We start from the raw sequence: 13,771 nt of genomic DNA, 5'->3' as shown, positions 1-13,771 counted from the left end.
CAGCTCAGAGGCTGTCGATGAATTCGAAAAGCTCGTCGTCGTCGGCGGATTCGAGATCGCCGGCGTCGTTCACCCCTGGTGGGTGCAGCGGGCCGCGATCGGCCGCCACGTCCTCGAGCTTGCGTAGTAGCGCGGACAACTTCTCGGCCAGGTCGGAACGTTCCGACCTGGTCAGTTCCGCCTCGGCGAAACTTCTGGTGAGCGAGTCGACCTCGGCGGCGAGCGCCCGCGCGGCCGCGTCGGCGGGCACCAACTCCTGACGGAGGAACTCGGCCAGGGCCGCCGGAGTCGGGTGATCGAACATCGCGGTGGCCGACAACTGCACTCCCGCAGCCGATTTCAACCTGTTGCGGAATTCCATCACCCCGAGCGAGTCGAACCCGATCGCGCTGAACGGTTTATCCGGCTCCAACGTGTCGGCGCCGGTGTGACCGAGCACGGCCGCGGCGTGCACGCCGATCACACCGAGCAGGACCCGCTTCTGCTCCTCGGCCGAACGACCGAGCAGGCGGGTGACGAGCTGTCCCGAATCGGCGGCGATCTCCGCCGTCGCCGGTTCGGTGACCGCCCCCCGCTGCTTCAGCGCTGTCGCCGAGGTGGCCGCCGGCCTGGACAGTGCCCGCATGATCGGGCGGACACCGGCCGGGTCGCCCGCGCCGAGCGCGTCGCGGTCCATGCGAACCGCCACGGAGGTGGGACGGCCGGTGGTCGTAGCCGCGTCGAAAAGGTCCATGCCCTCGTCCGCATTCAGCGGGAGCAGGCCCTCCCGTCGCAGTCGTGCCAGATCCGCTTCGGTCAGATCGCCGGTCATTCCGCTGCTCTGCTGCCATGGCCCCCATGCGATGGAGGTCGCGGGGAGTCCCTCGGCGTGCCGCAGGTGCGCCAGTGCGTCGAGGAAGGTGTTGGCGGCGGCGTAGTTGGCCTGGCCCGCCGTACCGAGCACCCCCGCGACCGAGGAGTAGAGCACGAAGGCCGAGAGGTCCATGCCCGCGGTGGCCTCGTGCAGATTCCAGGCGGCGTCGACCTTGGGACGCAGGACCCGCGCGATCTGCTCGTCGGTCATGGTGGCGAGCAGGCCGTCGGCCAGCACACCTGCCGCGTGTACGACCATGGTCAGCGGGTGCTGGGCGGGGATCGCGGCGAGCAGCCGGTCGAGCGCCGCCCGATCGGCCGCATCGCACGCGACGACGTCCACGTGCGCGCCGAGTGCGGTGAGTTCGGCGACCGTTTCCGCCGCACCCGGCGTCTCCATGCCGCGTCGGCTCGCGAGCACGAGCCTGCGCGCACCGTGGCCGGTGATGAGGTGGCGTGCGGCCACCACCCCCAAACCGCCGGTGCCGCCGGTGATCAGCACGGTTCCGTCGGTGCGCGGCGGTGTCGGGACGGTGAGCACGTTCTTGCCGACACCCCGGGCCTGGCTGAGGTGGCGGAAGGCGTCAGGGGCGCGCCGCAGATCCCATGCGGTGATCGGATACGGCGTCAGCTCACCGCGATCGAACAGTGCCACGAGGGCTGCCAGAATCTCCCGCAGCCGCTCGGGTCCCGCCTCCATCAGCATGAAACTGGCGTAGCGCACGCCGGGGTGCGTCGCGCCGATCTCGACCGGGTCGCGACGGTCGATCATCCCCATCTCGACGAATCGGCCGCCGCGGGGGAGTAGGCGCAGCGAGGCGTCCACGAAGTCGCCTGCCAGCGAATCGAGCACGATGTCCACGCCGGCGCCGCCGGTGCGCTCCAGGAATTCCTGTTCGAATTCCAGGGTTCGGGAATCGGCGATATCCGCATCGTCGAAACCCATGTCGCGCAGTACGTTCCACTTGGGTTTGCTCGCCGTGGCCAGGACGCGCAGCCCCAGGTGCCGGGCGAGTTGCACCGCCGCCATGCCGACGCCGCCGGTCGCCGCGTGCAGCAGCAGCGTCTCACCGGACCGGGCGTCGGCGAGGTCGACCAGACCGTAGTAGGCGGTCGCGTACACGATCGGAACAGCGGCGGCCTGTGCGAACGACCAGCCGCGCGGCATCGGTGCGAGCAGTCGCCGGTCCACCACGACAACCGAACCCATACCGGGGGTGAAACCGAAAACGTGATCACCGACGGCGAATTCGGTGACGTCGGCCCCGACCTCCAGCACGACGCCCGCGCCCTCGCCGCCGATGCGGCCGAGCGGATCCGGGTAGGTGCCCAACGCCATGAGCACATCCCGGAAGTTCAGGCCCACCGCCCGCATACTCACCCGGACCTGGCCCGGCTCGAGCACGGTTGTCGCGCCCGCGGTCTCGTCGAGTCCGAAGTTCTCCATGGCCAGGGTTCCCCGGTCACGGAGGGTCAGCGCGAAGGCCGCACCGGCGGGGGCGGTCAGGGCGCCGGAGTCGCGGGTGACTCGCGGGACGTACACCGCCGAACCCCGCACAGCCAGCTGGGATTCGTCGGCGATCGCCGACGCCGACTCCACGCCTGCGCGAAGGGTGCCGTCCCCGCCGATGTCCACGAGCCTGATCCGGTCCGGGTTCTCGCTCTGCGCGGTGCGGAGCAGGCCCCACACGGCGGCGCTCGCCGGATCGATGTGCTCGCCGGCCTCGGCCGCGACCGCCCGGCGCGTGACCACCACGACGGGATCATCACCGTCCAGCAGTCGCCGCACTCGCGCGGCGACGTCGATGACCGTCCGGCGCACCGATTCCGGCACGGATCCGGTCGTGGTCGCCGGTTCGATCGATGCGACCACATGTCTGCGCTCGCCGATCGTGGCGATCTCGTAGTCCCCGTCCGATGCGGCGCCGGCCCAGACGACATCCACTGTGCCGCCGTCCGGTTGCGGCCGGGGCAGCCAATCGACGTGGTAGCCGAGGCGGTCGCGCCGGGATTCGGTGAGCGAGCCCGCCGCGATGGCACGCAGGGTCAGTGCCCCCACCTCACCCACCGGCGTGCCGGCCTGGTCGGTGAAGGTCAAGCTGATGCGCTCGCCCCCGGAATCGGAAACCCTCGCGTGCACCCGAAGGGCGTTCGATCCGGTGCCACGCAGGCCGACGTGTTCCCAGGAGAACGGCACGGCGACCGAACCATTCGGCGGCGCGGGAAGCAGCCCGCCCAGCAGGATCACGTGCAGCGCCGAGTCCAGGAGGGCGGGGTGGATCCCGAACTCCCCGGCCTGGTCGCGGACCGAATCCGGCAGTGCGATCTCGGCGAACGCCTCACCGGCACGCGCCCACAACGACCGCACGCCTCGGAAGGCCGGCCCGTATCGGTAGCCGCGTTCCGCCAGCGCCGCGTAGCCGTCTTCGACGGCGATCGCCGCGGCGTCCGCGGGCGGCCAATCGGGCGATCCGCCCGGGTTCGACGGTGCGAACGCGTCGTCGGTGAGGGTCGCGGAGGCGTGGCGCGTCCACTGCGAGTCGCCGTCGGGTCCGGCGTTCTCGACTCGTGAATAGAACTGTGCCGTCACGCCGTTCGAGTCGTCGGGTTCGCCCACCACCAGGCGCAGCTGGACCCCCGCATCCGCCGGAATCGGCAGCGGCGCCTCGATCACCAGTTCGGCCAGACGTGGCCGCCCGGTGACCGCACCGGCATGGAGCGCGAGCTCCGCCAGGGCGGCGCCGGGCAAGAGCACCGTGCCCGCGACCGCGTGGTCTTCGAGCCAGGGCTGCGCGCTTCGCGACAGCCGGCCGGTGAACACCACCTGCTCCGAGCCCGGCAGCCGGACGATCGCGCCGAGCAGCGGATGACCGGCGTCTTCGAGTCCCGAACGCCGGACATCGTTCGCCACGACGGGCCGGGCCCAATAACGCTGACGCTGGAACGCATAGGTGGGCAAGGCGACACGGACAGCAGGCCGGTCGTGAGCCTGCGACCAGTCGACGGGAATACCGGCGGCGTCCGCCCGCGCCAATGCGGTGACGAACGCGGTCGGCTCGTCCATCGACCGCCGCGATGCCGCCACCGCCACGGATTTCGACTCCACCTCGGGGTGCTGCGCCAGACAGGCCGACGTCATGGCGGTGAGCACCGCGTCCGGGCCGACCTCGAGGAACTTCCGCACACCGATCTCGATCAGGGTGTCCACTCCCGGCGCGAAACGCACACAGCCACGCACCTGCGCCACCCAGTACTCCGGGTCGCGGACGGCGTCGCCCGCCTCGGTGCCGGTGACGTTCGAAACGATCGGCAGCAGCGGCTGCCGATAGGTCAATCCCTCAGCCACAGTGCGGAATTCGACCAGCATCGGGTCCATGCGCGCCGAATGGAACGCGTGGCTGACCCGGAGCCGACTCGTCCGGACACCGCGCTGCTCGAACAGCCGGTCGACCTCGGCGACGGCGTCCTCATCGCCCGAGAGCACCACGGCGGCAGGCCCGTTGACCGCCGCCACCGAGAGGCGATCGGAATAGTCGGCCACCACCGCTACCGCGTCCGCCTCGGAGACGGCCACCGCGAGCATGGCGCCGCCTTCGGGCAGGCCACCCATCAACCGTCCGCGTGCCGCCACCAGTGCGCACGCGTCCGGCAGCGACCACACGCCCGCCACATACGCCGCGGCGAGCTCACCGATGGAATGTCCGGCGACCACGTCCGGCATCACGCCGAAGGACTCCAGCAGCCGGAACAGCGCCACTTCGAAGGCGAACAGCGCGGGCTGCGTGAATTCCGTTCGGTTCAGCCCGCTTTCGGGCGCGTCGAACATCACCGCGCGCAGCGATCCGCCGAGCCGGCCGTCGAATTCGGCGCACACTTCGTCGAGGGCGCTCGCGAAGGCCGGGTAGTCGCGGTAGAGCCCGGCACCCATGCCGCGGCGCTGCGCACCCTGTCCGGTGAACAGGAACGCCACTCGCCCCGGTGTCGCCGTGCCCGCGACGGCGGTCGTGGTGGCCTGCCCGTCGGCGAGGGCAGCCAGGCCGGCGAGCAGTTCGTCACGGTCGCGACCGATGACCCCGCCGCGCCAGTCCAGTCGCGCCCGGGTGCCGACCAGGGCCGAGGCGACATCCCGTGCGGCGAGTTCGGGGCGTTCGATCATCCACTGCCGCAACCGATCCGCCTGATCACGCAGGGCCGCCTCCGACCGTCCCGAGAGCATCAGGGCGGTGACGTTCGGATTCGCCGGTGCGAGGGCGGGTTCGGCCGCGGTCACGGGCGGCTCCTCGAGGATGACGTGCGCGTTCGTTCCGCTGATGCCGAAGGACGAGACGCCGGCGCGGCGCAGCCGGTCACCGCCGGGCCACGGCTCGGCGTCGGTGAGCACCCGCACGGCCCCCGATGACCAATCGACATGCGGTGAGAGCTCGTCCGCGTGCAGGGTGCGCGGCAGCACGCGATGGTGCATGGCCTGAACCATCTTGATGATTCCGCCGACACCCGCGGCTGCTTGGGCATGCCCGATATTGGATTTGAGCGAGCCGATCCGCAGGGGTTCCCGGTCGCCGCGAGCTTGTCCATAGGTGGCGATCAGCGCGTGCGCCTCGATCGGGTCGCCCAGGGTGGTGCCGGTGCCGTGCGCCTCGACGGCGTCCACGTCCGCCGCCGTCAAACCGGCGTCGGCCAGCGCCTCGGCGATCACCCGCTCCTGAGCCGGTCCGTTGGGCGCGGTCAGACCATTGCTGGCGCCGTCCTGATTGACCGCGCTGCCACGGACGACCGCGAGCACGGTGTGGCCGAGCCGCTGTGCGTCCGAGAGCCGTTCGACGACCAGCACGGCCGCACCTTCCGACCACGCCACGCCGTCGGCGGCCGCGGAGAACGATTTGCAGCGCCCGTCCGAGGCGAGACCGCGCTGGCGGGAGAAGTCGAGGAAGACCGCGGGCGTGGCCATGACCGTGGCCCCGCCGACCAGGGCCAGGGAACTTTCCCCCTGTCGCAGCGCACGGCACGCCAGATGCAGCGCCACCAGCGAGGACGAGCACGCGGTGTCCACCGTCAGCGCGGGACCTTCCAGTCCCAGGGCGTAGCCGATCCGCCCCGAGACCACGCTGCCCAGCGATCCGGTGAGCGCGTAACCCTCGACCTCCGGACCCGCGTTGCGGGTCAGCGACTCGTAGTCCTGGTACATCACGCCCGAATAGACGCCGGTATCGCTGCCGCGCAATGAGGTCGGGTCGATTCCCGCGTGTTCGAGCGCCTCCCAGGACACTTCGAGCAGCAACCGCTGCTGCGGATCCATCGCGACCGCCTCACGGGGACCGATTCCGAAGAAGCCCGCGTCGAAATCGGCTGCGCCGGTGATGAATCCACCGCGACCCGAATAGGTGGTACCCGGATTGTCGGGGTCCGGGTCGATCAGCCGGTCCAGCTCCCAGCCGCGGTCGGACGGGAAGTCGCTGGTCGCGTCCGTTCCCGCGAACACCAGATCCCAGAGTGCGCCGGGGGATTCGACACCACCCGGGTAGCGGCAGGCCATGCCGACGATCGCGATCGGCTCATCGGTGCGTGCGGGGCTCGACGCCGCCGGCTTCGCCACCGGTGTCGCCGTCGGCGCGACTCTCGACTGGACCAGCTTCGCCACCGCCGCGGGCGTCGGATAATCGAAGACCAGGGTCGAGGGCAGAGACAGACCGGTGGCCTTACCGAGCCGATTCCGCAGCTCCACTCCGCCCAGCGAATCGAGGCCCAGTTCCCGGAACGGCATGTCGGCATCGATCGAGTCACCGGAATCATGTCCGAGGACGGCTGCGACCTGGGCGCGCACCGTCTCCAGGGTCAGGGCGGCACCGCGGTCCGAACCCGCCTCGGCCAGCCTCGCGGCCAAGGTATCCACCGCGCCAACGGATTTCACGACCTCGGCGGGACGCCGGACGAACCCGCGCAGGACCGGCGGCAACGCGCGACCGTCGGATCCGCGACGCAGTGCGGTCGCATCGAAACGCAGCGGAACCAGGCGTGCGGCACGATGCGCGAGCGCGGCATCGAACAGGCGCAGTCCCTCGGCGCGTTCGATTTGCCCGAGCCCGAGGCGATCCCACCGGGCGACGGCGACCCGGTCCAACTCGCCCGTCATTCCGCCCGCCTCGCCCCAGGGTCCCCAGGCCAAGGACGTCGCGGCCAGGCCGGCGGCGCGTCGCCGCTCGGCCAGCGCGTCCAGGAAGCTGTTCGCGGCCGCATAGTTGCCCTGCCCGGCCGAACCGATCACTCCCGCGACCGAGGAGAACAGCACGAATGCGGAGAGGTCGATATTCTCGGTCGCTTCGTGCAGATTCCACGCGCCGGCGACCTTCGGCGCCAAGACCCGGTCGACCTGCTCGGCGGTCAGGGAGCCGATGGTGCCGTCGTCGAGGACGCCTGCGGCGTGTACCACCGCGCTCAAATCCAGACCGCTCACCAGCTGTCGTACCGATTCACGGTCGGCTATGTCGCAGGCGATGATCCGAGCCTGGGCGCCCAGGGTTGCCAATTCTTCGACCAGGGCCGTCGCGCCGGGAGCGTCGGGGCCTCTGCGGGAGGTCAACGCCAGGTTCCGGACGCCGTACTCGGTCACGAGATGCCGGGCGAACAATGCGCCCAATCCGCCTGTGCCGCCGGTGATCAGCACCGTTCCGGTTCCGAACGGGGTGGGGTCGACCTCGGCGTGGGCGGTCTCGGCGCGAACCAATCGTGGTACGAGCACCTCGGAACCGCGAATCGCGACCTGCGGTTGCCCCGTACGCACCACGGCGACCAGCGCTTCGGCATCCAACGGCGCCGCCGGGTCCTCGTCGACGAGGACGAAGCGATCCGGATTCTCCGACTGCGCGGTGCGCACCACACCCCACACCGCGGCCGCGATGAGATCGGGGGTCTCGTCGGCGACTCCTATTGCGCCGGTGGTGATGACGACCAGCCGCGCGTCCGATTGCTGTTCGTCCAGCAGCCACGAATTCAGCCGGGCGAGCGTCTCGTTCACGGCCCGTCGGGTCGCCGAACCGATATCGGCCGGTTCGCCGCCCGGGAGCTCCGGACGGTACGCCACCGCGGTCGGAATCCGCTCCGCGTCGCCGACGACCTCGCCGCCCGCGCGCTCCCAGCGCACCTGATACAGATCGGCCGTGTTCTCGGACAGTCCTTCGAAGAACCGTCGCACGTCATACGGGCGCATGACGACGGCATCCACCGAAACAATCGGCCGGCCAACGGAATCGACGGCGGCGACGGAGATGGTCTCCGGCCCCGTCGCGACGGCGGCGACTCGAAGCGATGTCAGCTGCGCCGATCGATCCGCCATCGGCCGATGGAATCGCGCACCGCCCCAGCGGAACAACAGTTTCCCCGAGCCCGGTTCGTGATCCAGTCCGCGCCACAGCAATTCGGCGAGTCCGGCGTGCACCGTCATATCCAGCAGCGTGGGGTGCAGACCGAAAGCGCGGGCCGCGTCACCCGCCTCGGTGCGCAGGGAGACCTCGGAGAAGACAGCGTCCGGCTGTCGCCAAACGGCCTGGACGCCGCCGAACGCCGGGCCGTATTCGAGCCCGGAGCCCTGAGTCATCAGGCTCGGAATGCGCGTCGCGTCGATCGCTTCCGCATCGGCGGGCGGCCACGCCTGGCCGAGCAACCGCAATGCCTCCGAGTCGATCGAATGTTCTTGCGCGAGTGCGCCGGTCGCATTGAGTACCCACGGAGCATCCGCGGACTTCCGGAAGTAGAAGTCGAAAGGCCGACGCCCGGACTCGGGAGCCCGAACAGCGACCTGGAGTTCGATCTCGTCGTCGTCGGCGGGCACGATCGGAACCTGCAACGTGAGCTCGTCGAGCACATCGCAGTCGATTCGCATGCCCGCGATGAGCAGGAATTCCACCAGGACCGCGCTCGGGACGACTACCACGCCGTGCGCCGCATGGTCGGTGATCCACGGGTGTTCGCGCATGGACAGTCGACCCGTGAACAACCATTCATCGGTGCCCGCGACCCCGACGACACCGGTCAGAATCGGGTGATCACCGGACGTGCCCGCGGAAATACTTGGGCGCAGCCAGAACCGCTGATGCTGGAATGCATAGGTCGGCAACGGGATTCGTCGATCGGAGGCGGGCAGCAGGGGCCGCCAGTCGACGGGGTCACCGGTGACGTGGAGCTGCGCCAGGGCGGAGAGCAGCTGCGGTACCTGATCATTCGACCGTCGCGAAGTGGCCACGACCGAGGTCGACGACTCGATGGCCGGATCGGTCGCCAGGTACCGGTTGGTCGCCGCGCTGAGAATGGCATCCGGTCCCACTTCGACGAATCGCCGCACTCCGCTCGCGAGCAGCGTGGCGATCGCGGGTGCGAAGCGGACGGCGTCCCGCACCTGCCGCACCCAGTAGTCGGGGGTGGCGATGGTCTCGCCCGCCAGGTCTCCGGCGACGGTGGAGACGATGGGCACCCGGGGCTGGTGATAGGTGAGGCGCTCCGCGATCGTGCGGAACCCCGCCAGCATCGGATCCATTCGTGCCGAATGGAAAGCGTGGCTGACGCGCAGCCGGGTGGTCTGAATTCCCTCGGCGGCCAGGTCTCGTTCGACGGCGTCGATCGCGTCGGAGTCACCGGAAAGCACCGTCGCGGCCGGGGCATTGACCGCGGCGAGCGAGAGGCGGCCATCGTGTCCGGCGATGATGCCGTTCGCTCGCGCCTCGTCGACGGCGACGGCGAGCATCGCCCCGCCCTCGGGGAGTTCGCCCATCAACCGGCCTCGGGCCGCCACGAGTGCGCAGGCGTCGGGCAGCGACAGCACTCCGGCCACGTGGGCGGCCGACAGTTCGCCGATGGAGTGGCCCGCGAGGACGTCCGGTGCCGTTCCGAACGATTCCAGCAGCCGGTACAGCGCGATTTCGAAGGCGAAGAGCGCGGGTTGCGTCCATTCGGTGCGATCGAGCACGCCGGTGGCATCGGTGAACATCACCTCACGCAGCGACCGTCCGAGGAGCGGATCGAGGTGTGCGCACACCCCGTCCAGTGCGGTCGCGAAGGCGGGGAAGGCGCTGTAGAGGTCGGCGCCCATGCCGACTCGCTGGGCACCCTGTCCGGTGAACAGGAACGCGGTCTGGCCCGCGACGAGGGTTCCGGTGACGATCTCGGCGCCACTGCCCGCATCGGCGACGGCCTGCAATCGCTCGAGCAGCTCGTCCCGGTCGCGTCCGAACACCACAGCACGCGAATCGAGTTGTGCCCGGGTCGAAGTCAGCGCACCGGCGACCTCGGCGACATCCAGCTGCGGGCGTTCCGACAACCACAGTCGCAGGCGGGCGGCCTGTGCGCGCAGCGCCGTCTCGTTCTTGCCCGAGAGGACCATCGGCACCGCGCTCGTGTTCGGGAGATCCGAGCCGCCACGCGGAGTGTCCGATGTCGCCGCGTCGACGGGCGCTTCCTCGAGGATCACATGCGCGTTCGTTCCGCTGATCCCGAACGACGAGACCCCCGCCCGCCGCGGCCGCTCCCCGCGTTCCCACGGTTCGGCCTCGGCCAGCAGCCGTACCGCACCCGCATTCCAATCCACATGCGGGGAAGGCGTTTCCGCGTGCAGGGTGCGCGGCAGTCGTCCATGCCGCATCGATTGGACGGTCTTGATCACACCGGCGACGCCGGCGGCGGCGACGGTATGGCCGATATTCGATTTGAGCGAACCGATCCGCAGGGGTTCCCGGTCGCCGCGAGCCTGTCCGTAGACGGCGATCAGTGCCTGTGCCTCGATCGGATCGCCCAGTCTCGTACCGGTGCCGTGCGCCTCGACGGCGTCCACATCGGCCGCCGAGATACCGGCGTCGGCGAGGGCCTGTTCGATCACGCGTTGCTGCGACGGCCCATTGGGTGCGGTGAGCCCATTGCTCGCGCCGTCCTGGTTGACCGCGCTACCACGCACCACCGCCAGGACGTCGTGTCCGAGCCGGCGAGCATCGGAGAGTCGCTCCAGAACGAGCACCCCCGATCCCTCGGACCAGCCGACACCGTCGGCAGCGGCAGAAAAAGCCTTGCAGCGGCCGTCGCGCGACAGCCCGCGCTGCCGGGAGAAATCGACATACAGGTCGGGAGTCGCGGCGATGGTCACGCCTCCGGCGAGAACCAGAGAGCTCTCGCCCCTGCGCAATGCCTGGCACGCCGAGTGCAGCGCCACCAGCGAGGAGGAGCACGCGGTGTCCACCGTCACCGCCGGCCCCTCCAGGCCGAGGACGTAGGCGAGCCGCCCCGAGATGACGCTGTGCGAGGTGCCGGTCAGCCGGAAGCCCTCCAGCTCGCCGGTGACGAGACCGGAATACCCTGACGCGCAGGCTCCCACGAAGACACCGGTATCGCTGCCGCGCAGTGTGGTCGGGTCGATTCCGGCGTCTTCGAGGGCTTCCCACGCGGTTTCGAGGAACACCCGCTGCTGCGGATCCATCGCCAGTGCCTCGCGCGGGCTGATCCCGAAGAATCCGGGGTCGAAATCACCTGCACCGCTAAGGAAGCCGCCTCGTCGCGTGTAGACGGTGCCCGCCTTGTCGGCGTCGGGATCGTAGAGACGATCGAGATCCCAGCCGCGATCGGCGGGGAAGTCACCGATCGCGTCTCGTCCCGCCGCGACCAGGTCCCACAGCTCCTCGGCGGAGGAGATACCGCCGGGGAACCGCGCACCCATGCCGACGATCGCGATCGGCTCGTCCGAGGAGGTTCGCCGCGTGACCCGGCCGCGCTGCTCACCGGCCGCGGTGGCGCGTGACCTCAGTAGGTCGGCCACCGAGGTGGCGGTGGGGTGATCGAAGATGAGCGAGGGCGGCAATTCCACACCCGTCGCCCGGGTCAGGCGTTTCTGCAGTTCCACGCCACTGAGCGAGTCGAACCCGAGATCGGTGAACGGCAGGTCGCCGCGAATCGACTCGGCCGATTCGTACCCGAGGACCGCGGCGGCCTGCTCGCGGACCACGGCGAGAACCGCGGCGCGGTGCTGATATTCGGGCATCGCTCGCAGCTGGTGCGCGAGGACCGTCGGGGCGGGCACTACCGGCGGCGAATCGACGGATTCGAGCTCGGTGGAGTTCTCCCGGCGGTGAAATGCGTACGGCGGCAGGTCTACCCGGACACCGGTCGCCCCGGCCGTCGAGTCCATCGGCAGTCCGGTGCGGTCCGAACCGCCGCCGTGCTCGGCGAGCGTTCCCAGCCCGAGCAGTAGCTGCTCGCGGCTCGACACGGAAAAGTCTGCCCGCCAAGGCATCTGGGCGCGGGCGGTGAGCAGAGAATACGCCACGTCGGCGAGGGCGAGTTCCGGGTGGCGCACCAGCCAGTCACGGAGCCGGCTCGCCTGCGCGCGGAGGCCGGCCTCATCGCGCGCGGAGAGCACGATCGGCACCTCGGCGGCGTCTTCGGACTTGCTGGTAGTTGTCGCGATGTCCGCGATCGGAGCCTCGTCGAGGATCAAGTGAACGTTCGAACCGCCCATACCGAATGCGGATACGCCCGCCCGCCGAATGGCGGTCGCAGCCCACTGCTCCGGTTCGCTGACCACACGCAAGCGCAGATCATCCAGGGGAATAGCCGGATTGGGCCGCTCGAAATTGAGGCTGGCCACGAGTTCGCGGTGGCGCAGACACAGCGCGGTCTTGATGAGGCCGATGATTCCGGCGGCGCCCTCCAGATGGCCGACATTCGTCTTGACCGACCCCACCGCCAGCGGCGAATTCGGTTCGCGATCGGAGCCGTATGTCGCGCCGAGTGCGGCGGCCTCGACCGGGTCGCCCGCCGGTGTTCCCGTGCCGTGCAATTCGACGTACTGCACGGAATCGGTGGGCACATCGGCCGCCTCGAGCGCGGAGCGAATCGCGGCGACCTGCGCTTCGCGACTCGGCGCACTCAACACCCGCCGTTCATTGCCGGTATTGACCGCGCTACCACGGATGACGGCGTGAATCCGGTCGCCGTCGTCGATCGCCTGTGCCAGCGGCTTCAGCACGATCACGCCACCGCCTTCGCCGCGCACGAATCCGTCCGCGCGCGAGTCGAAGGTGTAGCACCGGCCCTGTGCCGATTGCGCACCGAAGTGTTCGATCCGTTCACCACTGGTCGGCGAGAGGATCAGATTGACGCCACCGGCCAATGCGATATCGGTTTCACCCGCCCGCAGGCTTTCGCACGCCAGGTGCACCGCGACCAGCGAGGAGGCCTGGGCGCTGTCGACCAACAGGCTGGGGCCGGTGAAACCGAAAAAGTTGGAAACCCGGTTGGCGATGATTCCGCGCGTCGCGCCCCACAGGGAGTGGCGCGTGATGCCGGGCCCTTCGGCGGCGTTGACGAGTTCCGCGAAGTCACCGCTGGTACAACCGAGAAATACCCCGCCCCGGCGCGATTCGCGGGCCGCATCGGCCAGCCCCGCGTCTTCGAGGGCTTCCCAGCTCAGCTCCAGCGCGAGCAATTGCTGTGGATCGATCGATCGGGCCTCATGGGGGGCGATGCCGAAGAACTCCGCGTCGAAATCGCTCACGGAATCCAGGAAACTCGCGCGTTCGCTGAGATTCGCGCGCGCCGCCGGGGCGGCGCCGACGGTGGCGCGTCCCTCGCCGAGTAGCCGCCAGAAGTCGTCGAGATCAGCAACTCCCGGCAGCCGGCACGCCATTCCAACGACAGCTACGGGGAAATCTGATCGGGTCACTACTCGAGATCCTTCCTCACGACGAGCACGCACCTGCGCGCAACAGCACCGCGCATGTGTGAAATGTCTACTACACCAAGAGTTTTAGAGATTGTTCGAGGTTGCCTGACCGGGCGGAGGTCGACGCAGCCGGGATCGAATTCCCAGGAGCGGCAAGCCGGAAAGGCTGCGCTCGGGGATATTCACGGCAGTGGCAATGCCAGACATAGAGTCTCCTCGGTAGCT

General features: G+C 69.6%; 1 protein-coding gene. It reads right to left on the bottom strand.

The window, feature by feature from the left end; genetic code table 11:
- Positions 1-4: 4 nt before the first annotated feature.
- Positions 5-13,546 (bottom strand): SDR family NAD(P)-dependent oxidoreductase, encoded by a 13,542-nt coding sequence (locus ACWEOI_RS20110; protein ID WP_452360556.1) that lies wholly within the window; start codon positions 13,544-13,546, stop codon positions 5-7.
- Between the last annotated feature and the right edge of the window lie 225 nt (positions 13,547-13,771).

It is taken from the genome of Nocardia sp. NPDC004340, from assembly GCF_053602575.1.
Note: the sequence above shows the minus strand (reverse complement) of the source record. Positions and strands in the feature narration are given on the sequence as shown.